The sequence below is a fragment of the Streptomyces sp. 2114.4 genome, from assembly GCF_900187385.1.
Classification (GTDB): Bacteria; Actinomycetota; Actinomycetes; order Streptomycetales; family Streptomycetaceae; genus Streptomyces; species Streptomyces mooreae.
This window is the reverse complement of record NZ_FYEY01000001.1, coordinates 2,432,986-2,457,480: the sequence shown is the minus strand read 5'-3', so window position 1 is coordinate 2,457,480 and position 24,495 is coordinate 2,432,986. Positions and strand designations below refer to the sequence as shown.

Here is a 24,495-nt window from a genome sequence, read left to right as displayed (position 1 = left end):
CCGTACCCGCTCCGTCGGTCACGCTGCCGCCCCCGGGGTCAGCGCTCGCTGTCCAGGTGGGCCATCTGGTCGGTGGGGTAGCGGTCACCGGCGGCGGCGTTCGGGGGGACGGCGCGTTCGATGGCGGCAAGATCGTCGGCGTCGAGCGTGACCTCCAGTGCGCCGAGCGCTTCGGTCAGCCGGTCGCGGCGGCGGGCGCCGACCAGCGGAACGATGTCCTCGCCGCGGGAGAGCACCCAGGCGATGGCGGTCTGCGCGACCGAGATGCCCTTCTGCTCGGCGATCTTGCGCAGTGCGTCCACCAGGTCGAGGTTGCGGTCGAGGTTCTCGCCCTGGAAGCGCGGGCTCCTGCCGCGGAAGTCGTTCGCGGCGAGCTTGCGGTCCCGGCTGAAGTGGCCGCTGATCAGGCCGCGGGACAGGACGCCGTACGCGGTGACGCCGATGCCCAGTTCGCGGGCGGTCGGCAGGATCGCCTCCTCGATGCCGCGGGAGATGAGGGAGTACTCGATCTGGAGATCGGAGATCGGGGCGACGGCGGCGGCCCGGCGCAGGGTCTTCGCGCCGACCTCGGAGAGGCCGATGTGCCGGACGTGTCCGGCCGCGACCAGCTCGGCGATGGCGCCGACGGTCTCCTCGACCGGGACATCCGGATCGATCCGGGCGATCCGGTAGATGTCGATGTGGTCGGCGCCCAGGCGCTGGAGGGAGTACGCGGCGAAGTTCTTTACCGCGTTCGGCCGGCCGTCATAGCCGGTGAAGCCGCCTTCGACCGTGCGCAGCGCGCCGAATTTGACGCTGATCTGCGCCTTTTCGCGGGCCGCCGCGGGGGCGGTGCGCAGGGCTTCGTTGATCAGCAGTTCGTTGTGGCCCATGCCGTAGAAGTCGCCGGTGTCGAGCAGGGTGATGCCCGCGTCGAGGGCGGCGTGAAGGGTGGCGATGGACTCGCTGCGGTCGCTGTCGCCGTAGAGGGCGGACATGCCCATGCAGCCGAGGCCGAGGGCGGAGGTCTGCGGGCCGGTGGTGCCCAGGGTGCGGGTCTGCACTGCGTGCTCCTGGAGGGCGGGAGGGATGGGGGAGAGGCGAGGAGGGGTGCGGATGAGGGCGGTTGGCTGCCCTGCAATCACTATGACATGACGGCTGACAGATTTCAATATTTGTCAGCCGTCACGTGAAAGGTTGCGTCCCGTCCCTGTCGTTCCCTCCCGCTTCAGTCCAGGTCGGCCCAGGTCAGACCAGGTCAGACCAGGTCAGCGCACCTGGCGGGGCAGGCGCAGGGCGAGCGCCGTCGTGCCCGCGACGATCGCCAGTTGCGTCAGCAGGGCGGCGAGCATCGCGTCGCGGATGCCGAGGGACGGCATCAGGGCGAGGAAGAGAGTGCCGAGGGTGGCCACGCCCAGCGCGAGGCCGGACTGCTGGGTGGTGACCATGACGCCCCCGCCCACACCTGCCTGTGCCACCGGCAGTTCGCTCAGCACGATGCGCATCAGCACCGGCAGCACCAGGCCCTGCCCGAGGCCCAGCACGGCCATGCTCGACGCGAGGGCGGCCACCGATATCCCGGGCCAGCCCGTGTGCACGGTGAGTGCCAGGGCGATCAGGCCGGCGCCCTGGATCAGCGAACCGGCGATCACCACCCGCCGCCCGAACCGCATCACCAGCCGCGGACCGGCCAGCGAGGCGAAGAAGAACGTGACGCACAGCGGCGCCAGGGACAGCCCGGCCGCGAACGGGCCGTAGTGCAGCCCGTTCTGGAGGGCGACGGCGACGACGAACATAAAGCCGCCGAATCCCAGCGTGAACGGGATGATCATGGTGAGTCCGCTGTTCACGGAGGGGATGCGCAGCAGTGAGGGCGGGACGAGCGGGGTGCGGCCGGCGCGTTCGGCCCGGTGCTCGACGAGCAGGAACGCGGCGGCGGCGAAGGGGAACACGGCCAGCAGGACCCAGGACCACACGGGCCAGCCGGCCGCCCGGCCCTCGGTCAGCGGCAGCAGCAGGGTGATCAGGGTAGCGGCGAGCAGCGCGGTACCGGGGCCGTCCACCCGGCTCGGGTGCGGCGACCGGGTCTCCGGGACCGTACGGGCGGCCAGCAGCCAGGCCGCGACGGAGAACGGGACGTTCACCAGGAAGACCGCGCGCCAGCCGGTGCCCGCCAGGTCGGCGGAGACCAGCAGGCCGCCGAGTACCTGGCCGAGGGCGCTGGCGATACCGGCGGTGCCCCCGTACAGGCTGACGGCCTTGGCGCGCCGCTTGCCCGTGGTGGTGGCCTGGATGGTGGCCAGCACCTGCGGCAGCAGCAGCGCGGCCGCGGCGCCCTGGGCGACCCGGGCGGCCACCAGCGTCCCGGCATCCGGCGCGAGACCGCAGGCGAGTGAGGTGAGGCCGAAGGTGGCCAGGCCCCACAGGAACAGCCGACGGCGGCCGATCATGTCGCCGAGCCGGCCGCCGAGCACCAGCAGCATGGCGTAGGCGACGCCGTAGCCGGCCACCACCATCTCCAGCATCGCGGCCCCCGCGTGGAGGTCATGGTCGATGGTCGGCAGCGCGACGTTGACGATAAAGAAGTCGATCATGGGTAGGGCCGCGCCCAGCAGCACGGTCAGCAGGCCGAGCGGGGTCAGCACGGTCGTGGCCGGCTGCGGCTGCACGGCGGGGCCGGGGGCGGCCGGTACCGCTGGGGCCTCCCGGGTCTCCGGGGCGGTCGGTGCCATCGGTGCGGCTGTGGCCCCCGGGGCCTTCGGGATCGCGGCATCCGCAAGGGCGGCCGGGGCTCCAGAGGGCGCGGCCGGGGCTTCCGCAGTGGTCGTCAGTGCTCGGGTATCGCTCACGGAACCGACGATCGTCGACCGCTCAGGCTGGTACCAGAGTGTTCTTATCCTGGTACCGGTGCTACCTGGCAACCGGCTCCGGACTGCGGCACCCTGGAGCCATGACCGTGGACACGCCCCTGACGCAGCCTGCCACAGGCCCGGCCGGCCACACCGCCTCGCGGCCCGCCGCCCCACGGCCCGCCGCCGCCCCGCGCGACGACGCCGCCCGCCGGGCCGAGTTGGCCGCGTTCCTGCGCAGCCGCCGGGAGCGGATCACACCCGAGCAGGTGGGGCTGCCGCGGGGCACCCGCCGTCGTACCCCCGGACTGCGCCGCGAAGAGGTCGCGCACCTGGGCGCCGTCGGGGTCACCTGGTACACCTGGCTCGAACAGGCCCGGGACATTCACGTCTCGCCGCAGGTCCTGGACGCGGTCGCCCGTGCGCTGCTGCTCGACCGCGCCGAGCGCAGTCATCTGTTCGCGCTGGCCGGGGCGATCGACCCGACACCGGGCACGGAGTGCACCGGGGTCACGCGCGAACTGCGGCAGATGCTGCGCCAGTTGGAGCCGTTCCCGGCCGTCCTCCAGAACAGCCGCTTCGACATCCTCGCCTACAACGCCACATACGGCCGTCTGATGTGCGACCTCGACGCGCTGCCCGAAGAGGACCGCAACTGCATGTGGCTGGCGTTCACCCACGCCGAGTGGCGGGCGAGCGTGGTCGACCTGGACGCCACGATGCGGGTGATGGCCGCCAAGTTCCGGGCGTCGATGGCCGAGCATGTCGCGGAGCCGGCCTGGAAGGCGCTGGTCGCGCGGCTGACGGAGGCGTCGTCCGAATTCCGGGAGATCTGGGCACAGCATGAAGTCATCCGCCCGATGAGCGCCGTCAAGCTCTTCCGGCACCCCCGGGTGGGCACGCTGCAGCTGTCCGCAACGAGCCTGTGGACGGGGCCCAATCCCGGCCCCAAGCTGCTGTCCTACACACCGGTCGACGAGGTGACCCGGGAGCGGCTGGAACTGCTGGCGGCGGAGGCGGCGGAGGCGGCGCGGTCGGCCCGGTCGGCGGAGCCTCCGGCACTCGTCACGGTCTGAGGGGCACCCGGAGAGGCACCCCCGGGCCACAGCCCCCGGCCACAGCCCCCCAGCCCCCTGCCCGGCCCCCGGCACCCCGGCCATCCGCCCTACGGCTACGACCGTGCGTCCGCCGCCTGCTGCCCCCGTGCCCCGTCGCCGAACAGCGTCGCCGTGCGGTCGGCCGTTGCCTTCGCCCACCGGCCCGTGGTCAGGGCCCCGAGCAGCAGCACGGCCGCACCGCAGCCGGCGATGATCCACCACGCCGGGCGGCCGGCCGCGACGAAGGCGTCCGCGGAGGCGGCGGCGTGGGCCCCGCCCGCCAGTACGGCGCCGATCACCGCGACGCCGAGCGACTGCCCGACCTGCCTGCTGGTGGAGGCGACGGCGGCGGCCACGCCTGCCTGGGCACGCGGCATACCGGACACCGCGGTGTTGGTGATCGGCGCGTTGACCAGGCCGAATCCGATGCCGAACAGGACATAGCCGGTGAACAGCAACGCATTCGTGGCCTGTGCGTCGAAGGCCGCGAAGAGCAGCCCGCTCGCCCCCATCGCCATACCGGCGAGGAGCAGCGGCAGCCGGGGCCCCCGGTTGCCGACCAGCCGCCCCGATACCGGCGCGAAGATCAGCGTCATCCCGGCCATGGGGAGCATGTAGAGACCGGCGTCCAAAGCGGACAGACCGCGGATGTTCTGCAGATACAGCGTGTTGATGAAGAGGAAGCCGGCGAGCGCGGCAAAGGCGCACACCGCCACTACCGTGGCCCCGCTGAACGGCACGCTGTGGAAGAACCGCAGGTCGATGAGGGGTTCACGTCGGCGCCGCTCGTAGGCGATCAGACCGGCCAGGGACGCCAGCGCCACCACGACGAACACCAGGATCTCGGGGGACGTCCAGCCGGCATCCGGGGCCTCGATGATCGCGTACGTCAGCGAGCCGAGCAGCGCGATCACCAGCAGCTGGCCGACCGGGTCGACACGGCGCGGCTGGGGAGCGCGGGATTCCGGGACGTAGCGCAGGGTCAGGAAGAACGCCAGCGCCCCGATCGGGACGTTGATCCAGAAGACCGAGCGCCAGCCGACGCTCTGCACCAGCAGCCCGCCGATCACCGGCCCGGCCGCCATGCTGATGCCGACGACCCCGCCCCACACCCCGATCGCGCGGGCCCGCTCCCGCGGGTCGGTGAAGGTGTTGGTGATGATCGACATGGCGACCGGGTTGAGCATCGAGCCGCCGACCGCCTGCACCATCCGGAAGACCACCAGCCACCCCAGCCCTGGCGCCAGGCTGCACAGCAGCGAACCGACCGCGAAGACCACCAGCCCCACCAGGAAGATCCGGCGCCGGCCGAGCCGGTCGGCGGTGGAACCGGACAGCATCAGCAGCGCCGCCAGGACCAGCGTGTAGGCGTCGATGGTCCACTGCATACCGGCGACCGAAGCGTGCAGCTCGTGCTGAATGGACGGCAGGGCGACATTGAGGATGGTGTTGTCGAGGCTGACGATCAGCAGGCTCATGCAGCAGATCGCCAGCACCAGGAGACGCCGACGGCGGCTGAGATCAGGCATGGTTGAACGCTACAACGATCGCGGGTGCCCGGTCCCGGCAGGGCCGCTCCCGCGGTGCGGGACAATGGGAGATCGCGGTGGCCGGACCGCCCGTACGGCCGCGGCCCGCCCGTCCCGCCGAAGGAAGCCGAAGAAAGCCGAAGGTATCGCCGTCATGACTCTGCTGCAGATCGGTCCGCATGCGGTGCAGCCGCCCGTGGTGCTCGCGCCCATGGCCGGGATCACCAATGCCCCGTTCCGGACGCTGTGCCGGGAGTTCAGCGGCGGCAAGGGCCTGTTCGTCAGCGAGATGATCACGACGCGGGCGCTGGTCGAGCGCAACGAGAAGACCATGCAGCTGATCCACTTCGACGAGACCGAGAAGCCGCGCTCGATCCAGCTGTACGGCGTCGACCCGGACACCGTCGGCAAGGCCGCCCGCATGATCGCGGAAGAGGACCTTGCCGATCACATCGACCTGAACTTCGGCTGCCCGGTCCCGAAGGTGACCCGTAAGGGCGGCGGCTCGGCGCTGCCGTACAAGCGGAACCTGCTGCGCTCGATCCTGCGCGAGGCGGTGGCGAACGCGGGGACCCTGCCGGTCACGATGAAGATGCGCAAGGGCATCGACGACGACCACATCACCTACCTCGACGCGGGGCGGATCGCCGCCGAGGAGGGCATCACGGCGATCGCCCTGCACGGGCGGACCGCGGCCCAGCACTACGGCGGCACCGCCGACTGGGACGCCATCGCGCGCCTCAAGGAGCACGTCCCCCAGATCCCGGTGCTCGGCAACGGCGACATCTGGTCGGCCGACGACGCACAGCGGATGATGCGGGAGACCGGCTGCGACGGGGTGGTCGTGGGGCGCGGGTGCCTGGGGAGGCCGTGGCTGTTCGGCGATCTGGTCGCCGCCTTCGAGGGCACGGGTACCGGGGGCGACGCCTCCGAGGGGTACGCGCAGCCCACCCTCAAGGAGGTCGCGGCCGTGATGCTGCGGCACGCCACCCTGCTCGGCGAGTGGATCGGCGACGAGACCCGCGGAGTGATCGACTTCCGTAAGCATGTCGCCTGGTACACCAAGGGCTTCTCGATCGGCTCCGAGATGCGCCGCAGCCTCGCGGTGACCTCCTCGCTCGACGAGCTGGACGCGCTGCTGTCGGAGCTGGACCTGGACCAGCCGTGGCCGGTGGGCGCGGACGGCCCGCGTGGCCGAAGCTCCGGCCGCAACCGCGTCGTCCTGCCGGACGGCTGGCTGGACGACCCCTACGACTGCGCGGGCGTGGACGCCGACGCGGAGCTGGACACGTCGGGCGGCTGACGCCGGACCCTGGTGCACGGAGCCCGGCACCTCCCCCATACGGCGGAGGTGCCGGGCTCACTTTCGTGCTGAAGGCCGAGGCGCCCCCACTGGCGTGCGGTGCACCCTTGCCGCAGGTACTCACGGGGTACTGACCGGCGCCTCACCGGCCGGGGCTTGACCCTGACGTTACGTCAGGCAGCAGCCTGAGTGCGGCGCGCCCGTGGCCGCCCGGAGGAACCGGTGACCCTCCGCCGGGCCCGTACGGGGGACGGGCCCGGCGGAGCAGCGGCGCCACTTCCCCCTCGTACCGGACAGGGGGCACCGGGAGGCACCCGGGGCGGCGTGCGGGGCGTGTCGGCGGGCGGACGACCACCACCCGCCGCTACCGTTTGAGTCCATACCGGCACTGGGTGTCACGGCTCGGGCGCATGCGGGCGCCGGGCCATATGGACCGGGCGGAAGCCGAGGGAGCTGTTGTGGTGAGCGGGCACCGTTCCCTCGCGGACACGGAGAAGGCGGTCCAGGCCAGACTCGGCGACACCCCCGTCCCCGTCTGTCACGAGCGGATGGCCGCGGTCGCGAGCATCTATCGCGCCGCGGCCGCCGTGCGGCAGTACTTCGAGAACTCCGTACTGCGCGACGCCGGGCTGACCTGGACCGCCTTCGTCGTGCTGTGGGTGGTCTGGATCTGGGGCGAGCGGGAGACCCGGCGGGTCGCCGAGGACGCGGGCATCTCCAAGGGCACGCTCACCGGCGTCGCCCGCACGCTCCAGGGTCGCGGCCTGCTGGAGCGCAGGACCCATCCGGCCGACGGGCGGCTCGCCCTGCTGTCCCTGACCCCCGAGGGCGAGCGGCTGATGATCAGGGTCTTCCCGGAGTTTCACACCGAGGAAGCCTTTGTCACCGAGCCCCTGAGCGATGACGAGGCGCTGGATCTGGCGGATCTGCTGGGCCGGATCGTGTTGCAGGTCGGGACCCGGGGCGCGGACCGGCGTCTGGAGCTGCTGGACGGCCAGGACCCCCGGCCACGACGGAGCGGACGCCGGGCCAAGGGGTAGGGCGAAGGGGGAGAGGGGGAGAGGGGTGGTGGGCAACCAGGGGTCGAGAACTTGGCCCGATGGCGATGCTCGGATCCGCCGGCCGCAGGGGATCGGGTGCGCGTCCCGGCGGATGTCTTCCGTGGACAGGCCGTGGAGCGAGAGACTGAAGAGGGTCCAAATGATGGGACCGGGTCACACATGAGCGCGTGATTCTCGCCACCCCTGATAGGGGTTGCGCTCAGATGAGCACCCCTAGCGGGGCTCCACCTCTCCAATGGTGGCACCGGGTGCCATGCGTCATGCGTTCGAGTGATTACGCCATTCGTTGCCCTGAGTAGCACATGGTCGCCATTTCGACTACGTAGCGGAGTGATGCATTCAGGTAATGAAGCTACGTCCAAATGCATGATCACTTTCGATCCAGTGGCGGACGGCTGGTTACGCACGCATGTCGACCAAGTGGACGTACCCATGCGCCTTCGATCTGGGTATGTTCCTCGCCGTCAGGGCAGCCCGTCGGCGAGGAGTCAGTGCCGTGCCGGAAACGCAAGATCCCCACGTAACCCAGCCTTCGTCCGTGAAGTTCGTCTACGACTTCACCGAGGGCAACAAGGAGCTCAAGGACCTCCTCGGCGGCAAGGGTGCGAACCTCGCCGAGATGACCAACCTGGGACTTCCGGTCCCTCCCGGCTTCACGATCACCACTGAAGCCTGCAAGGTCTACCTCGAGAGCGGCGCCGAGCCCGCGGCACTGCGTGCCGAGGTCTCCGAGCACTTGGACGCCCTTGAGCAGCAGATGGGCAAGAAGCTCGGCCAGGCCGACGACCCGCTGCTCGTATCGGTCCGTTCCGGGGCGAAGTTCTCCATGCCCGGCATGATGGACACCGTCCTCAACATCGGCCTCTCCGATGCATCGGTTTCCGGCCTCGCCGCGCAGGCCGGTGACGAGCGGTTCGCGTGGGACTCCTACCGCCGCCTGATCCAGATGTTCGGCAAGACCGTGCTGGGCGTGGACGGCGAGCTCTTCGAGGAGGCGCTGGAGGAGGCCAAGCAGGCCAAGGGCGTCCGCGTCGACATCGAGCTCGACGCCGCCGACCTCAAGAGCCTGGTCGCGCACTTCAAGGACATCGTGTCCAAGGAGACCGGCCGGGACTTCCCGCAGGAGCCCCGCGAGCAGATGGACCTCGCGGTGCGCGCGGTCTTCGACTCGTGGAACACCGACCGCGCCAAGCTCTACCGCCGCCAGGAGCGCATCCCCGGCGACCTCGGCACCGCGGTCAACGTCTGCTCCATGGTCTTCGGCAACCTCGGCCCGGACTCCGGCACCGGCGTCGCCTTCACCCGCGACCCCGCCAGCGGCCACCAGGGCGTCTACGGCGACTACCTGCAGAACGCGCAGGGCGAGGACGTCGTCGCCGGTATCCGCAACACCGTGCCGCTCGCCGACCTCGAGAACATCGACAAGGCGTCGTACGACGAGCTGATGCAGATCATGGAGACGCTCGAAACGCACTACAAGGACCTGTGCGACATCGAGTTCACCATCGAGCGCGGCAAGCTGTGGATGCTGCAGACCCGGGTCGGCAAGCGCACCGCCGGTGCCGCCTTCCGGATCGCCACCCAGCTCGTCGACCAGGGCCTGATCGACGAGGCCGAGGCCCTGCAGCGGGTCAACGGCGCGCAGCTGGCGCAGCTGATGTTCCCCCGCTTCGACCTGGGCGCGAAGTCCGAGACGATCGGCCGCGGCATCGCCGCCTCCCCGGGCGCGGCGGTCGGCAAGGCCGTCTTCGACTCGTACACCGCCGTCAAGTGGTCGCGCTCCGGCGAGAAGGTCATCCTGATCCGCCGCGAGACCAACCCCGACGACCTCAACGGCATGATCGCCGCCGAGGGCATCCTCACCTCCCGCGGCGGCAAGACCTCGCACGCCGCCGTCGTCGCCCGCGGCATGGGCAAGACCTGTGTCTGCGGCGCCGAGGAGCTGGAGGTCGACACCAAGGCCCGCCGGATGACGACCCAGGAGGGGACCGTCATCGAGGAGGGCGACGTCGTCTCCATCGACGGCTCCACCGGCAAGGTCTACGCCGGCGAGGTGCCGGTCGTGCCGTCCCCGGTCGTGGAGTACTTCGAGGGCCGGATGCACGCCGGCGCCGAGGACGCCGACGAGCTGGTCAAGGCCGTCCACCGGATCATGGCCTACGCGGACCGGGTCCGCCGGCTGCGCGTACGGGCCAACGCCGACAACGCCGAGGACGCCGGCCGCGCCCGCCGGTTCGGCGCCCAGGGCATCGGCCTGTGCCGCACCGAGCACATGTTCCTCGGCGAGCGCCGCGAGATGGTCGAGCGCCTGATCCTGGCCGACACCGAGACCGACCGTGACGCCGCGCTCAGCCAGCTGCTGCCGCTGCAGAAGGCCGACTTCATCGAGCTGTTCGAGTCGATGGACGGGCTGCCGGTGACCGTCCGGCTGCTGGACCCGCCGCTGCACGAGTTCCTGCCCGACATCACCGAGCTGTCGGTCCGGGTCGCGCTCGCCGAGGCCCGCAAGGACGCCAACGAGAACGACCTGCGGCTGCTGCAGGCGGTGCACAAGCTGCACGAGCAGAACCCGATGCTGGGCCTGCGCGGTGTGCGCCTGGGCCTGGTCATCCCCGGTCTGTTCGCGATGCAGGTGCGCGCCATCGCCGAGGCGGCCGCCGAGCGGAAGAACGCCAAGGGCGACCCGCGTGCGGAGATCATGATTCCGCTGGTGGGCACCGTCCAGGAGCTGGAGATCGTCCGCGAGGAGGCCGAGCAGGTCATCGCCGAGGTCGAGAAGGCCCACGGCGTCAGCCTCAAGCTCACCCTCGGCACGATGATCGAGCTGCCCCGCGCCGCCCTCACGGCCGGACAGATCGCCGAGTCGGCCGACTTCTTCTCCTTCGGTACGAACGACCTCACGCAGACGGTCTGGGGCTTCAGCCGCGACGACGTCGAGGCCAGCTTCTTCACCGCGTACCTGGAGAAGGGCATCTTCGGCGTCAGCCCGTTCGAGACCATCGACAAGGACGGCGTGGGCTCCCTGGTCCGCAACGCCGTCGCGGCCGGCCGGGCCACCCGCCCGGACCTCAAGCTCGGGGTCTGCGGCGAGCACGGCGGTGACCCGGAGTCCGTCCACTTCTTCCACGAGGCCGGACTGGACTACGTCTCCTGCTCCCCGTTCCGTATCCCGGTCGCACGGCTGGAGGCGGGCCGCGCGGCCGCGGAGTCCAAGGGCAGCGACAGCCGCTGACCGCGCCGGGGGCGGTGAGCGCCACTGCCCCCACCGGTCACCGTGGGCGCCGAGCGCGCCCGCGGTGGCGTGAAAGACCCACCGGAGCCCGGCAGTACGGGCACCGACCCTCAGCCGCCCGGCTGTCGGCTCCGGCACCCCAAGAGGGCGGCACCTGTGCGGAGGTGCCGCCCTCGGTCTTTGGTCCGCGGACGCCCGTTCGCCGTGGCCCCGGTGCCGCCGCGGTGCGGCGTACGCAACGCCCCGGCACCGGTAGGAAGGTGAAGGACGGCCGAAGGGCAGCCGAAGGCCGGTGGCGGGCCGGCCGCAGGCCGGTCGGAAGGTCCCGTTGGTTAGATCACAGAAAAACCCGCGGCAAAGAGGGCAACTGCCGGGTATTGCCCCGTTTTACCTGCTGCGGGTGAGGTGGGAGCACTCGCGAGAAGTAATTTTTTCCTTGTTCTTAGGCCTTATATCGGTCATAAGATCCCAGGTATCCCGCACGTCTGAGCGCCACGCTCACGCGGCGGATTCCCTTCTCTTTGACCAGAAAAGGTCTCTAGTGAACCTTCGCCGTACCCTCGCGACCGCCGCTGTCGCCGCCGTCACCGCACCTGCGGTCCTGCTCTCCGCGAGCACCGCCTTCGCCACCCCGAAGGCCCCGGCACAGACGCAGCAGAAGCCGACCTACGCGGAACTGAAGAAGGCCGCCGACGACGCGAAGAAGGCGTACGAGGACGCGGTTGCCGCCGAGAAGGCCGGCCGCGAGAAGATCAAGACCACCATGGAAGCCCTGGACCAGGACTCCCACCCGCTCAAGGCGGCCTACCTCGCCGCGGACAAGGCGGCCAAGGCCGCCGACGCCGACAAGACCGCCGCCGACAAGGCCGTCACGGACGCCAGGGCCGCGCTGGACGAGGCCACGGACGAGGACGGGAAGGCCAAGGCTCAGGAGGCGCTGAGCGCCGCCGAGGCACAGGCCAAGACCGCCGCCGACGCCAAGGCGAACGCGGACGCCGAGCGCAGGGTGGCCAAGGACGCATGGGACGACGCCAATGTCGCGGCGTTCCGGGAGTGGAACAAGGTCCTGACCGCCTCGGCCGAGGCCCGCAAGGCCAAGGACGCGGCCGACAAGGCGCTCGCCGCTGCCGCCGAGTGCGTACGCGTGCCGGGCCTGACCGTCCTCGCGAACCGCCTGCCCGCGAAGGTGGTCGCCGGGACCACGGTCGGCTTCTCGTTCACCGTGGCCAATGCCACCGACCGCACGCTGGACGTGGACCCGCTGGTGTTCTTCCGTCTGAACGCCAAGGACCAGGAGCAGCACTTCATGAAGGTGCAGTGGGCCGATGGTGCCGGCTGGCACGAGCTGGACTCCAACAGCCCCTCCCACCCCATGCACCTCAAGGGCATGAAGCCCGGGGCCCGCACCGAGGTGAAGATGCGGATGACGCTCGAAGCGGCGGCCCCGGCCATTGATGGCTTCGCCCTCCTCGCGGGTGACGCCTCCGACGCGTACCACCCGTGTGTCCTCGGCCCCATGAACAACTACCCCTTGAAGGTGCTGCCGGCCGGCAGCAAGCCCGGCACGGTTGGCGACGCGAAGCCCGGCAAGGTCGAGGACAAGGACCGCCCGAAGCCGAAGTCGACGCCGGCCGCGCAGGCCGGTTCCCCGGCCTCCGCCGGCTCCACCGCCTCCGCCCAGCCGGCGTCGGCAGCCACCGGCGGCAGCCTCGCCTCGACCGGTGCGTCGCCCGCCGTGCCGCAGCTCGCCCTCGTCGGCGGCGGCGCCGTGCTCCTCGGCACCGGGGCGGTCTTCGCCGTACGCCGTCACCGCGGGGCCCGGGGCACCCACTGATCCCGGGCAGCAACCGCCCCGGGCGTCGTCAACTGCCCCCGGGCATCGACTGATCCCGGGCGCCAACTGATCCCAGGCACCGAAGAGGGCCCGCATCCGAGTGCTGGATGCGGGCCCGTGCGGCTCCTGCCTGTGTGGCGTCTTCGCAGGTCAGACTTACGAGGGCGGCACCTGTGCGGAGGTGCCGCCCTCGCTCTTTCCGGACTCCCCCCTCGGGAGCTGCCGTCACCCCGGTCGGCGCGGGGTGCGGCCTTCAGCGGGGCTGGCGAGCGGCCGGGTGGTTGCCCATCACCCCCCACGGGATCGAGCAATCCGGTCCGTTCGCACCGCCGCTGAATTGAGTACAAGCTTTCCTCCACCCGGCCCGGTGGCGCGACCACTTTCAAGTCTGGCCAAAAGGGCATGGTGACCGCACGTGTTGGCGTGCATACTCAGGCGTGCCGGGGGCCGACTGAGGAAACCAGAGGTGGGGGTTTCGGTGTTACGCGTCCATTTCAGTGGACTCGATCTGGCCCGTGTGCGCATTGCGGCACGCCCGGACGCACTGTGGGAGACCGTCTTAAGCTTTCACCGGCTGCGCGACCGACGGGACGATTCGGCGTTCGGCAAATGGCGATCGGAAACGCGCGGAAGGTTGAATGGCGAAGCGCGACTGCTGGCGCCGCTCGTGCCCACCCGCGGGTATTTTCCCGATTTCCTGACGCCCGCCGAAGGGCTCCTCGGCATGACCGACGCGCTCGCCGCGCTGCGCGAGACGCCGTCCGCCCGGCTGCACGAGGAACTGTCCCGGCTCTCCACGGCCACCCGCCCGTTCCCGTCGTGGATACGGGCGATGGCCGAGGGCGACACCCGTGCCCTCGGCCGGCTCGCCGGGATCCTCCAGCGCTATTACGAGGCGGCCGTCGCCCCGTACTGGCCGCGCGTCCAGTGCCGTATCGAGGCCGACCGGGCCGCCCGTGGCAGGGCGCTGCTCGACGGCGGCGCGGACCGGCTGCTCGCCTCGCTCCCGCCGATGATGCGCTGGCGCCCGCCCGTACTGGAGGCCGACTATCCGGTGGACCGCGATCTCCACCTCGGCGGCCGGGGGCTGTTGCTGCTGCCGTCGTACTTCTGCCGCCGCACCCCGGTCACCTTCCACAACACGGATCTGACGCCCGTGCTGGTCTATCCGGTGGAACACCCGGTGCCGCGGATCACCCCGCCGGTGCCGCCGGAACGTTCCCTCGGCCGGCTCGTCGGCCAGACCCGCTCCGCGATACTCCAGGGCATCGGCGTCGGCTGCACCACCAGCGAACTCGCCCGCCGGGCCGATGTCTCGCTGGCCTCCGCCAGCCAGCATGCGACGGTGCTCCGCGATGCCGGCCTGCTGGTCACCCTGCGGCAGGGCAACGCGGTGCTGCACACCCTCACCCCGCTGGGCGCGGCCCTGCTGCGTGGTGCGCGTCCGGCGGAAGCGGCGGCGTACGAACGGCTGGGGTGAGCGGCGCCGGGCACACCTGCGGGCGCGTGCGGGACGCCGTGCCGCGCGACGGGTACGCCATGCCGCCTGCCGGGGATGCCGCGTCGCGCGCCCGGTGTGCCGTGCCGTGCGCCCGGGGCCTCCTGCCGCACGTCGGACTCCTGCCGCATGTCGGGCTCCGGGGGCCGGTCCGGCTCCGGCTGTCGCCCCTCAGGTGCATCCTGACGGGCGGCGCAGATACCGGGCGCGCGGTCAGTAGGGGCGGTCGCCCGCGATGGCGACCCGCTCCGCGACTCGGCGGTGCGTTCCGTAGTCGTTCACCGCGTAGTGCTGGGTGGCACGGTTGTCCCAGAACGCGAGGTCCCCCGCCTGCCAGCGCCACCGCACCTGAAACTCCGGCACCTGCGCCTGCTGGAACAACACGCGCAACAGCCGGTCGCTCTCCACCTCCTCCAGGCCCACGATCCGGGTGGTGAAGGAGGCGTTGACGAACAGCATCCGCCGCCCGGTCTCCGGGTGCCGGCGCACCACGGGATGCTCGACCGGAGGGAACTGCTCCTGAAATGGCGCCAGTTGAACGGTGGAGTAGAAGCGCGAGAAACCCGGGAGATAGTCGTGCACCGCCCGCGCCCCATTGACCCGTGCGCGGATTTCCGGAGGCAAATTGTCGTATGCCGCGGCCATATCGGCCCACAGGGTGTCCCCGCCCGCGGGGGGCACCTCCCGCAGTTGCAACACCGCACCCAGCGCCGGGCGTTCGCGGAACGTGACATCCGTGTGCCATACGTTCTCGAACGTCGGGGCCCCGCCTGCCGCCTTGTCGAACCGCACCACATCCTTCGAATCGCCCCACGCCAGCAACGGGTTGGTCTCCAGCTCACCCCAATTGCGCGCGAATTCGCGCTGAGCCGCGGAGCTCAGATGCTGCCCGCGGAAGAACAGCACCTTCCACTCCAGCAACGCCCGGTTCAGCTCCGCGCGCAGGCCGTCGGACAGCGGACGGGACAGGTCCACCCCACGGATTTCGGCCCCGATGGTGGCCGCCTGCGGCACGACCTCGAAGCGCTCATAGGGCCGGTCCTCCCAGTGGTCGGGAGTGCGGCGCAGGACGCGGTGCCCTTCGTAGAGGCCGTCGGCGGGGATGCGGTGGGGGCGCAGGACGGGGGTGGGCACGGGGGCGGGGGAAGCCGCGGAATCGGCGAGCGTCGTCAACTGATCCTCCTGATCGGGAGAAGGGGAGGCGGGTGGGGGAGGAAGGGAGAGGGGAGCCATGTGCCTGGCGGCCGGGGGGTGGGGGTGCGGCCACGGCGGACGCGGTCGTCGGACGGACCACCGCCCGCCGCACGTCAGGGCAGGAACCCGTCAGTGCAGGTGGCCGTCAGCCCGTGAACCCGTCGGTGCATGACGCCGGCAGCGCCTGAAGCTGCTGATGCGGGAAGCCGTCACCGCGGAAAGCCGTCAGGCCGTACAGGAACAACCGGCCGGGGGAGATCCCACCCGGCCGCGGCGGCGCAGAAAGCTCAGGCCGCGGGGCGCGCACTCGCCGTGGGGGCCGCTCTCGCGCGGGGCCACCTCACGGACGGTCGGGTGCGTGCTCATGCCATGCACCGTACCCCCTCCTGACGGGCGGGCTCAATGCCTCAGTCGTCGATCCCGCTGCGCTCCACCCCCGCCACGATGTACCGCTGGAGCAGCAGGAAGACCACCACCAACGGGGCGATCGAGACCGCCGCGGCCACGAACAGCTCGTGCAGATTGAGGTTCTGCGCGGTGGTGAACGTCGACAGTGCCACCTGTACCGTCCAGGCCTCCTGGTCCTGCCCGATCACCAGCGGCCACAGGAACGCGTTCCAGGCACCGATGAAGACGATGGTGGCGACGGCGGCGAAGACCGGCCGGGCGTTGGGCACCACGATGCGCCAGTACGTCCGCCAGTAGCCGAGCCCGTCGACCCGTGCCGCGTCCTCCAGCTCCTTGGGGAAGCCCAGGAAGTACTGCCGGAAGATGAAGCAGGCGAACGCGCTGAACAGCGTGGGAATGACCAGGCCCCGCAAAGTGGAGATCCAGCCGAGCGTCGACACCAGCACGAAGCTCGGCACGAACGTCACGGCCGCCGGGACCATCAGCGTCCCCAGGATCGCGTAGAAGACGACATGGGCGTGCCGGTAGGGGATCCGGGCCAGACCGTACCCCGCGAGCGAGGCCAGCAGGACCGTACCGACGGTCGTCGAGACCGCGATCAGCGTGGAGTTGAGCAGCGCCCGGCCCAGGGGGAGGTTCGGATCCCGGAAGACCTCGGTGAGATGCGACCACTGCAGCTCGTGCGGGAAGAACGTCCAGTCAGGGGAGGTGATCTCCCGCTCGGTGGCCAGCCCGTTCCGCACCAGCAGGTAGAAGGGGATGAGAAAGAGCAGCGCGAGGGCGATCACGGTGACGACCCGCAGCGCGCGCCCGGCTCTGGTCAGCGCGTCATGCATCGGTGCTCACTCCTCCTTGCGGCCGAGGCCGAACCAGCGGGCCTGGACGACCGTCGCCACCGCGATGATCAGCGCCAGGATCACCGCACCCGCGCTGCCCAGTCCGAGATTCTGGTCCTGTCCGAGCGCCGTGTAATACAGATAGACCAACGGTGGCCGGGCGTAGGGCGGATAGCCGCGCGCATCGCTCAGCAGGTTGTAGAACTCGTCGAACGCCTGGAACGCGTTGATCACCAACAGCAGCACCACCGCCACGGACGTGGCGCGCAACTGCGGAAAGGTGATGTGCCGGAAGACCTGCCAGCCCGGCCGCGCCCCGTCCATCGCCGCTGCCTCGTACAACTGCGGTGAGATCCGCTGCAGTCCGGCCAGGAACAGGATCATGTAGAACCCGGCCTGCAGCCACAGCCGTACGGTCACGATGACCAGCCAGTACCAGGGCGGATCGGTCGTCGACAGCCAGGCGGTCTGGTCCGCGCCGAACCACCCCAGCACGGTGTTGGCCAGCCCGAACCGCACCCCGTTGAAGACCGACAGCTTCCAGATCACCGACGCGACGACATAGGAGCAGGCCGTCGGCAGGAAGAACACCGACCGGAAGAACGCCTGGGCGAAGCGCAGCCGGTTCACCATCAGCGCCAGTGCGAGCGACAGCGCATAGGTCGCCGGCACGATGAACACCGTGAACAGCGCAAACGTGCCCAGGCTGCCCAGGAATGCCGGATCGCTCAGCATCGTGCCGTAGTTGCCCAGCCCGACGAAATCCGAGCCGGACGGACTGACGGTGTTGTGCGCGTCGAAGAAGCTCAGGTAGACGCTCCACACCAACGGCACGTACGTGAACATCCCCAGCCCGATCGCGAACGGCCCGACGAAGACCCAGAACCAGAGGTTCCGCCGCTGTGGGCCGAGCCACCGGGCGCCGGGCGAGCGGGGCTCGGCTTCCGGCCCCGCCGCGGCACGGGGGGCCGGTACGTCTGTGACCGCCTCTTCGGTCCCGCCCGCGGTCACTTCTTCTTGACCCGCTGGAGCTCGGCATTGACCTTGCGCACCACGCTTTTCAGCTCGCTCTCCGGGTTGGCGCCGTCCTTGATGATCCGGCTCAGCGCGTCCTGATAGGCGGTACGGTCCGCGGTCGTCCACAACAGCGGCTCGGCATAGCCGTGATCGGTCGAGAGCCGCACCGCGTCCGCCGCCGGGCCGGACTGCAGCTGCCGGGCCTTCTTCGCCAGTGAGATCCGCGCCGGGATATGGAATCCGTACGACAGCGCGAAGTCCTGCTGGAAGTCGGTGCGGTCCACCCACAGCCACTTCGCGAAGGCCTTGGCCGCCGCCTTGCGTGCGCTGCGCGCGCTGACCGCGGAGCCATAGGCACCCACCTGAACGGAGGGTTTCCCTCCGCTCCCGTCCTTCGGGAACGGCAGCACCCCGAAGTCGTCCCCCAGCGCCTTCTTGATCTGCGGCAGCGCCCACAGCCCCGACCACTGCATCGCGGTCAGCCCCTGGATGAAGGCGGCCGGATCGGACCAGTCCGTGGGCGCACCCAGCAGCAACGACTTGTCCGCGTACAGCTGCCGGATCTTGCCGAGGGTGCGCGCCGCGGCCGGATCGTCGAACCCGACCTTGCCGTCCGGGCTGATCAGGCTCAGCCCGGCGGCGAACAGCGGCGTCCCGCCGAGCACGCCCACCCCGCCGTCGTTCCCCAGGAACAGCCCCTTGGACTTCTTGCCGCTGAGCTTCCTCGCCCCGTCCACCAGCTCGTCGAGCGTCTGCGGCGGCTGCACCCCGGCCTTCTTCAGCAGGCTCTTGCGGTAGTACAGCAACTGCATGTCGACGACCTGCGGGATGCCCCAGATCTTGTCCTGCCAGATCTTCGGCGCCAGCACGGCCTGATGGAAGTCGTCCTTCACCGGCTCGATCTCGGCGGTCAGATCGACCACTTGACCGCCCTGGATCTGGTCCAGCAGCGGCCCGTTGGCCTCGAAGACGTCCGGCCCCGAGTCGGTGAGCAGCGCGGCCGCCGTCTGCCGGTCGTAGTCACCCGGCCGCCACTGCACCGAGACGTCCGCCTTCCGGTACGCGGCGGCGTACCGCTTCACGGCCTGCTGGGTCCCGGGCTCCCCGTACTGGTGGTACCACTGGCTGAGCGCGGGCCCCGAACCGCCGCCGCCCCGCCCGGTGTTGGACCCGCACGCGGTCGCAAGTCCCGCGGCAAGGGCCACCCCGCCGCCGGCCGCCAACAGCCGCCGCCTGTTGATCTCCGTCATGGCACGTCGCCCCCTGCGCTCGTAACCTATCGGTGATCGACGATCACCGACGGTGCGACCGTCCACTCTGCCGCACGACGGTGAAGCGCGCATGGCATCTACACGAAACGGGGGCGGGGCGGGGGCTGGACGGGGCCTCCAGCACGGGTGGCAGCCCGCAGTCTGGCAGCCCGAGGGTCTGGTACCGCCCCTTACGGAGGGGCCTGGCGCTGCTTGCGGTAGAGCTCGATGGCCGCCTCGGTGGGGAAGTTGGGCACGGTGACGGTTTCGCCGGTGTCCTTGGCGACGATGATCTTTGACCCGCCGGGCGGGGCCGGCTGCGGGGGGCCCGATGCGTCCGGTGTGCGGGGGGAGGCGGCGTAGACGAGGTAGCCGATGTCGAATGCGTGGACGTGCAGGGGGGCGGGGGAGCCGTCCGGCAGCTTGGGCTCGGCATAGCGGCTGCGGACGATGGCGAGCGCTTCCTCGGGGGTGGTGGGCGGCGTGTGCTGGTCCTGCGAACTGGTCATTTTCTGCTCCCGTCGCGCCCCGTCTTGCCTGAGCACCGGTGGGTGTCAGGTGAGAAATGCGCCGACCCATTCCGGATCATCTGAAACGCCCTCAATCTTCCGCGGGAGCCTCAGGAGGTCCGGCGCCTGTAGTGGCGGTGGTAGAGCTCCACCGCCGATTCCGGAGGGAAGTTGGGCACGGACGACACCTCGCCGTCGATCTTGGAGATGACGACGTGACTGCCGCCGGGCTCCGCGGGAGGCGCGGTGGGGTCCTCGGGGCACGGCCAGCTCGCGTGGATCAGGTAGCCGATGTCGAACTCATGGACGTACAGGCCGGTAGGACCGCCGGGCGAGCCGACCTCGGGGAAGTGTTTCCGGCCGATCGCCAGTGCCTCGGCCTGGTTCGTCGGCAGAGGCTCGGGGCCGAGCCGCGGACGGTACGGGGGAGGCGGGGGAGGCAGGCCGGGAGTGCTGCCCGGCGGCTGGTCGGACTCGGTCATGGGGCTCTCTCCTCGGGTGGGTCGGGTCGTGTGGGCCGTGCCTGGGGGCGAGGCCAACTTAATCCACGCGCCGGTGGTCTGATGGGGGCGTCTCCGGGGTGGGGCACGGCGGGGCGAGGTGAGCGGGGTGAGGTGAGGTGGGTGCCGGCCGGGGCCCCGGTTCTCAGCCGAACAGCACGCGTGCCAGCCAGAACTCCAGCAGTTCCGCGTCGCCGGTGATCTCGAAGGTGTCGTGGTCGGCGGGGGTACGGCCGTAGATGAGGAGCAGGAGGTCGGTCAGCGGGGCGCGGACGGAGACGGCGGCCGGCTCCTGGACGCGGCGCCAGGCGAGGGTGTCGCCGGTGAGGTCGACGAGCCAGTCGGCGGCGGCTTCCGGCGGGGTGTCCGTGGCGTGGAAGTGGAGGGTGCGGCCGGGGCCGAGGAGTTCGCGCCGGTCGGGGTGGAAGTCGAACATCTCGGGGAGGGAGCCGAGTTCCATCCATTCGTCGAGGGTGTCGAGGGCGAGGCGTGGGTCGACGGTGAAGTCGCTGCCGAGCGCCAGCGTGACGTCGGCTCGGTGCATGACCGTCTCGTGGGCCATGCGGCGGGCGAAGAAGCGCGGGGAGCCGGAGGGGAGCGGGGTCCAGATCCGGACGTCGGGGCCCGTGGAGCGCAGTGTGTCCGCAAGGCGCCGGGCGCCCTCGAGGAGCCAGGCGGCGGCCTCGGCCGGGGACTGGGTGGTGTCGCGGGGCAGGACGCGCAGGGCGGTCTCGGGCGGGGGTTCGGTCGCCCGGGTCCGTACCAGGTCCTCGACCCAGCGATGGGCCTCGCCCAGATGCCGGAGCAGCTGGGCGAGGTTCCAGTCCGGGCACGAGGGGACGGTGGTCGTCAGGTCGGCGTCCCGCTCCGTGAGGCAGGACGCCAGGAGTGCGGCCTGGTCGACGAGGGCGGCGCAGTGACCGTCGTAATCCATGCTCATGGCGGGGTGTGCGGAGTTCATGACCTCACGGTAGGACGCACCACTGACAACGGAGCGTCACGACGAGCGGTTCCGTGTCACGAGCAGTGAGCAGTCCCGCATCACGAGCGGTGGCCCCGACAGGAGCAGTTGCGCATCACGAGTCGTTCCTCTTCCCGAGTCGAGCTGTTCCCCTCCCGCTCAGTGCGGTGTCACGAGCGGGCGCTCTGTTGCTCCAGGCGGAACCGCAGCCGGCAGATGACCGCGTCCGTGTCCCGGCGCACCGCGCGGGCGACGACCGCGCCGCGCTGGTTCTGCAGCAGGCGCTGCCAGAGGTGGGCGGGCTCGGCCTCCGGGATCAGGACGGTGATGCGGGTGGTGGGGCGCCGTGCCGCCAGGCCGGTGACGCAGGCGGCTATGGGACGGCCGAGGGAGCGGGTGGCGGAGGGCAGTTCGAGGAGTTCCACGCCGGGGTTCCACAGTTCCCAGTCGCGGCGCAGGGCCTCGGCGGCCGGGCGGTCCTCGGGGGCGTCGTGGGTGACGGTGACCGCCACCACCTCATCGCCCAGGGACACCGCCGCGTTCAGGGCCTCGCAGGTCAGCCGGGAGAGGTACGAGACGGGGACGATGACGAGGGAGGGGGCACGGTGCAGGGGGCCGGGGACGCGGCCCAGGCCGAGGCGTTCGCCGATACGGGCATAGGCACGGTGTACGGCTTCGAAGGTGAGGACCAGCAGCGGCAGGGCGATGACGAGGAGCCAGGCGCCCTCGGTGAACTTGGTGGCGGTGACGACGAGTGCCGAGACACCGGTGAGCAGGGCGCCGAAACCGTTCAGCAGGGCCTTGCCGCGCCACCCGGAGGAGCGGTGGCGGCGCCAGTGCCGGACCATGCCGATCTGGCAGAGCGTGAAGCCGACGAAGACACCGATGGCGAACAGCGGGACGAGGGTGTTGACCTCGCCGCCGGAAACGAGCAGCAGCGCCGCGGCCACGGCGGCGAGGGCCAGCACGCCGTGCCGGTGGACCTGCCGGTCCGCCTTGAGGCCGAAGACGTGCGGCAGGTAGTTGTCCCGGGCGAGCAGGCCCATCAGGACGGGCAGCCCGCCGAAGGAGGTGTTGGCGGCGAGGGCCAGCAGCACCATGGTGGCGAACTGGACCACGTAGAAGGCCCCGTTGTGGCCCAGGGAGGCGTCCGCGAGCTGCGCGAGGACGGTCACGCCCGCCACCGGCTGGAGGTGGAAGCGGCCGATCAGGACGGACAGCCCGATCAGCATCACGCCGAGCAGGGCGCCGAGCGCGACCTCGGTGCGCTGGGCACGCCTGGCCGCCGGCGCCCGGAAGGACGGCACCGCGTTGGCCACCGCCTCGACACCCGTCAGCGCCGAGCAGCCGGACGCGAAGGCCTTGAGCAGGAGCAGGGCGCCGACGGCGGTGGCGTTCTGGGCGAGAGCGGAGGGGTGACCATAGGTGGTGACGGTCGAGGCGGGGGCGTCGCGGAGGAGGCCGGCGACGATCACCGTCAGGATGGCGCCGATGAAGACGGCGGTGGGGACGAGGAACGCCTTCGCCGAGTCGACGATGCCGCGCAGGTTGATGCCGGTGATCAGCAGCAGCACCGTCAGGCAGATCGCCGTCCGGTCGTCGTAGAGCGCGGGGAACGCCGAGGTCAGGGCCGCTGCACCGGCCGTCACGGAGACCGCGACATTGAGGACGTAGTCGAGGAGGAGGGCGGCGGCGGCCACCAGGGCGGCCCGGCGGCCGAGGTGCGTCCTGGCCACCGCGTACGAGCCGCCGCCGTCGGGGAAAGCCGCGATCACCTGGCGGTACGACGCGACCAGGACGGCCAGCAGCGTGGCGATGGCGAGTGTGACGGGCAGCGTGAAACCAAGGCCGTAGCTGCCTGCCGCGGCCAGGACCAGCACGATCGACTCGGGGCCGTAGGCGACGGACGCCAGGGCATCGAGGGAGAGGGCGGCCAGGCCCTGGAGTGTGGTGAGCCGGTGGCGGGGATCGGGCTCGGCGGCGGGCTCGCCAGTGGATTCACCAGCGGGCTCGCCTGTGGGTTCACCCGTGGGCTCACCGGTGGGCGTACGAGCGGGTTCGCCGGCGCCGGTGGGGGCGCTGCCGGTGCGGGTGGTGGTATCCGGCGGTTCCTCGGGCCGGCCACCGGGCCGGGACACCATCGGCATTGTGCGTCGTACCTCCGTGCGGCACCGTGTGGGACCAGACCAGCGTGCGGGGCAGGGCGGCGGCCGCCCCTGGGCCTTGGCGTCCCCTTGGCGGGCAACGGGGTGATCTTCACGGGGTCTTGACGCGGGGGGCGCGGCCGGCGCGCCCACGCGGGTGAACGGGACCAGTGGGCAGGCGGATCGCCAGTACAGGGAACGGCCGGCACGGGAACGGCCGGTACAGGGAACGGGCGGCTCGGGGGGCCAGTACAGGGATCTGCCAGTACAGGGAACGGCCCACCGCGCCGCACCCGTCGGTCAGAATGCCGCGGCCGGCCGTGAGAAGTCGTAGTGGACGCCGGTGAGCTCTTCCGACGCGGCCCACAGGCGCTCGCCGGCTGCGTCCTTCTTGGTCCAGGGGGCGCGGAAGGACTGGGCGGGGGCGCCGCGCAGCCCGTTGCGCGGCCCGATGAAGGAGTCCGGCCGCATATGGGGCGCGGTGGCCGCGCAGAGGGTGCCCAGGGCGCCGCCGTCCGGGGACTGGCCGATGAGGCCGGTCCCGAAGTCGATGATCCGCTCGGCGGAGGTGCGGCCCTCCATGCGGACGCCCGCGGTCATGAGGTTGGTGGAGGCGTATCCGGGGTGCGCGGCGGCCGCGACGACCTGGGAGCCGGCCGCGGCCAGCCGCCGGGCCAGTTCGTGGGTGAAGAGCAGGTTGGCGCTCTTGGAGCGGCTGTACGCGATCCAGCGGCGGTAGGAGCGCGCGCTGTTGAGGTCGGTGTAGTCGAGGTCGGCGAGGACGTGCAGCATGCTGGAGACGGTGACGACCCGGGCGCCGGGCGTGGCGAGGAGCTTGGGCAGCAGCAGCCCGGTCAGCGCGAAGTGGCCGAGGTGGTTGGTGCCGAACTGCATCTCGAAGCCGTCGGCGGTGGTCAGGTACGGCAGTGCCATCACGCCGGCGTTGTTGATGAGCAGGTCGAGGCGGTCGCCGTCGAAGTCGTCGAGGGCGGCGGCGAAGTCCCGTACGGAGGAGAGATCGGCCAGGTCGAGGGGCCGGAACTCGGCCTCGGCGGCGGGGACGTCGGCCCGCAGCCGGTCCAGGGCGGCCATGCCCCGCGCCTCGTTGCGGCAGGCCAGCAGTACGCGGGCGCCGTGCCGGGCCAGTTCACGTGCCGTGGCGTAGCCGAGTCCGCTGTTGGCGCCGGTGACGACCGCCGAGCGGCCGGTCTGGTCGGCGATGTGGCTGGTGTTCCACCGGGTCACGCCTGTGCTCCTCCGTACGGGGGCGACCAGAGTACGTGGGAGGGGCGGC

General features: G+C 71.0%; 19 protein-coding genes. 6 read left to right on the top strand and 13 right to left on the bottom strand.

Annotation, left to right across the window (positions count from 1 at the left end):
- Positions 1-38: 38 nt before the first annotated feature.
- Positions 39-1,043 (bottom strand): aldo/keto reductase, encoded by a 1,005-nt coding sequence (locus tag CFW40_RS10700; RefSeq protein ID WP_088797569.1) that lies wholly within the window; start codon positions 1,041-1,043, stop codon positions 39-41.
- 204 nt (positions 1,044-1,247) lie between these two features.
- Entirely contained in the window at positions 1,248-2,711 is a 1,464-nt protein-coding gene (locus CFW40_RS10695) for an MFS transporter (RefSeq protein ID WP_088797568.1), read from the bottom strand.
- Between the two features lie 218 nt (positions 2,712-2,929).
- Here CFW40_RS10695 and CFW40_RS10690 point away from each other — a divergent pair, with 218 nt between their 5' ends.
- Positions 2,930-3,904 carry a helix-turn-helix transcriptional regulator gene (locus CFW40_RS10690; RefSeq protein WP_088797567.1) on the top strand — a complete coding sequence of 325 codons (975 nt, stop codon included), beginning with the start codon at positions 2,930-2,932 and terminating at the stop codon, positions 3,902-3,904.
- A gap of 95 nt (positions 3,905-3,999) precedes the next feature.
- Here CFW40_RS10690 and CFW40_RS10685 read toward each other — a convergent pair whose 3' ends face one another.
- Positions 4,000-5,454: a DHA2 family efflux MFS transporter permease subunit gene (locus CFW40_RS10685; protein ID WP_088797566.1), complete on the bottom strand. Its 1,455-nt coding sequence runs from the start codon at positions 5,452-5,454 to the stop codon at positions 4,000-4,002.
- A 154-nt stretch (positions 5,455-5,608) separates the two neighbouring features.
- Between CFW40_RS10685 and dusB the strand changes: the two genes are divergently transcribed.
- From dusB to CFW40_RS10660, 5 genes are all read left to right on the top strand, one after another.
- Positions 5,609-6,757, top strand: a complete 1,149-nt coding sequence (dusB, locus tag CFW40_RS10680) for a tRNA dihydrouridine synthase DusB (protein WP_088797565.1) — start codon at positions 5,609-5,611, stop codon at positions 6,755-6,757.
- Between the two features lie 461 nt (positions 6,758-7,218).
- Positions 7,219-7,797, top strand: coding sequence for a MarR family winged helix-turn-helix transcriptional regulator (locus CFW40_RS10675; protein WP_176956527.1), 579 nt, complete (start codon positions 7,219-7,221; stop codon positions 7,795-7,797).
- 559 nt (positions 7,798-8,356) lie between these two features.
- Positions 8,357-11,050, top strand: coding sequence for a pyruvate, phosphate dikinase (ppdK, locus tag CFW40_RS10670; protein ID WP_088797563.1), 2,694 nt, complete (start codon positions 8,357-8,359; stop codon positions 11,048-11,050).
- Between the two features lie 541 nt (positions 11,051-11,591).
- Entirely contained in the window at positions 11,592-12,884 is a 1,293-nt protein-coding gene (locus tag CFW40_RS10665) for a hypothetical protein (RefSeq protein WP_088797562.1), read from the top strand.
- A 634-nt stretch (positions 12,885-13,518) separates the two neighbouring features.
- Positions 13,519-14,364: a helix-turn-helix transcriptional regulator gene (locus tag CFW40_RS10660; protein WP_088797561.1), complete on the top strand. Its 846-nt coding sequence runs from the start codon at positions 13,519-13,521 to the stop codon at positions 14,362-14,364.
- 231 nt (positions 14,365-14,595) lie between these two features.
- Here CFW40_RS10660 and CFW40_RS10655 read toward each other — a convergent pair whose 3' ends face one another.
- The 10 genes from CFW40_RS10655 to CFW40_RS10615 form a co-directional block, all read right to left on the bottom strand.
- A complete protein-coding gene (locus tag CFW40_RS10655; RefSeq protein WP_256331515.1) occupies positions 14,596-15,555 on the bottom strand; it encodes a TauD/TfdA family dioxygenase in 960 nt (319 codons plus the stop codon).
- Between the two features lie 246 nt (positions 15,556-15,801).
- A complete protein-coding gene (locus tag CFW40_RS37040) occupies positions 15,802-15,942 on the bottom strand; it encodes a hypothetical protein (RefSeq protein ID WP_176956528.1) in 141 nt (46 codons plus the stop codon).
- Between the two features lie 41 nt (positions 15,943-15,983).
- Positions 15,984-16,820, bottom strand: a complete 837-nt coding sequence (locus tag CFW40_RS10650) for a carbohydrate ABC transporter permease (RefSeq protein ID WP_088797559.1) — start codon at positions 16,818-16,820, stop codon at positions 15,984-15,986.
- Positions 16,821-16,826: 6 nt separating this feature from the next.
- On the bottom strand, positions 16,827-17,831 hold the full coding sequence (locus CFW40_RS10645; protein WP_256331516.1) for a carbohydrate ABC transporter permease: 1,005 nt from the start codon (positions 17,829-17,831) through the stop codon (positions 16,827-16,829).
- Entirely contained in the window at positions 17,828-19,087 is a 1,260-nt protein-coding gene (locus tag CFW40_RS10640; protein WP_176956529.1) for an ABC transporter substrate-binding protein, read from the bottom strand. Before CFW40_RS10640 ends, CFW40_RS10645 begins: the two co-directional genes overlap by 4 nt.
- 191 nt (positions 19,088-19,278) lie before the next feature.
- Positions 19,279-19,596: a hypothetical protein gene (locus CFW40_RS10635; RefSeq protein WP_088797558.1), complete on the bottom strand. Its 318-nt coding sequence runs from the start codon at positions 19,594-19,596 to the stop codon at positions 19,279-19,281.
- Between the two features lie 110 nt (positions 19,597-19,706).
- Positions 19,707-20,078, bottom strand: coding sequence for a hypothetical protein (locus CFW40_RS10630; RefSeq protein WP_088797557.1), 372 nt, complete (start codon positions 20,076-20,078; stop codon positions 19,707-19,709).
- A 163-nt stretch (positions 20,079-20,241) separates the two neighbouring features.
- Positions 20,242-21,057 (bottom strand): maleylpyruvate isomerase family mycothiol-dependent enzyme, encoded by an 816-nt coding sequence (locus tag CFW40_RS10625; RefSeq protein ID WP_088797556.1) that lies wholly within the window; start codon positions 21,055-21,057, stop codon positions 20,242-20,244.
- Positions 21,058-21,227: 170 nt separating this feature from the next.
- Positions 21,228-23,204, bottom strand: coding sequence for an amino acid permease (locus CFW40_RS10620; protein ID WP_256331517.1), 1,977 nt, complete (start codon positions 23,202-23,204; stop codon positions 21,228-21,230).
- Between the two features lie 297 nt (positions 23,205-23,501).
- Complete coding sequence (locus CFW40_RS10615; RefSeq protein WP_088797555.1) at positions 23,502-24,446, bottom strand: oxidoreductase; 945 nt, start codon at positions 24,444-24,446, stop codon at positions 23,502-23,504.
- Between the last annotated feature and the right edge of the window lie 49 nt (positions 24,447-24,495).

Coding starts and splice junctions, on each gene's coding strand:
- CFW40_RS10695 (WP_088797568.1), bottom strand. CDS start 2,711: ATGGCACCGACCGCCCCGGAGACCCGGGAGGCCCCAGCGGTACCGGCC.
- CFW40_RS10690 (WP_088797567.1), top strand. CDS start 2,930: ATGACCGTGGACACGCCCCTGACGCAGCCTGCCACAGGCCCGGCCGGC.
- CFW40_RS10685 (WP_088797566.1), bottom strand. CDS start 5,454: ATGCCTGATCTCAGCCGCCGTCGGCGTCTCCTGGTGCTGGCGATCTGC.
- dusB (WP_088797565.1), top strand. CDS start 5,609: ATGACTCTGCTGCAGATCGGTCCGCATGCGGTGCAGCCGCCCGTGGTG.
- CFW40_RS37040 (WP_176956528.1), bottom strand. CDS start 15,942: ATGAGCACGCACCCGACCGTCCGTGAGGTGGCCCCGCGCGAGAGCGGC.
- CFW40_RS10650 (WP_088797559.1), bottom strand. CDS start 16,820: ATGCATGACGCGCTGACCAGAGCCGGGCGCGCGCTGCGGGTCGTCACC.
- CFW40_RS10640 (WP_176956529.1), bottom strand. CDS start 19,087: ATGACGGAGATCAACAGGCGGCGGCTGTTGGCGGCCGGCGGCGGGGTG.
- CFW40_RS10635 (WP_088797558.1), bottom strand. CDS start 19,596: ATGACCAGTTCGCAGGACCAGCACACGCCGCCCACCACCCCCGAGGAA.
- CFW40_RS10630 (WP_088797557.1), bottom strand. CDS start 20,078: ATGACCGAGTCCGACCAGCCGCCGGGCAGCACTCCCGGCCTGCCTCCC.
- CFW40_RS10625 (WP_088797556.1), bottom strand. CDS start 21,057: ATGAACTCCGCACACCCCGCCATGAGCATGGATTACGACGGTCACTGC.
- CFW40_RS10620 (WP_256331517.1), bottom strand. CDS start 23,204: ATGCCGATGGTGTCCCGGCCCGGTGGCCGGCCCGAGGAACCGCCGGAT.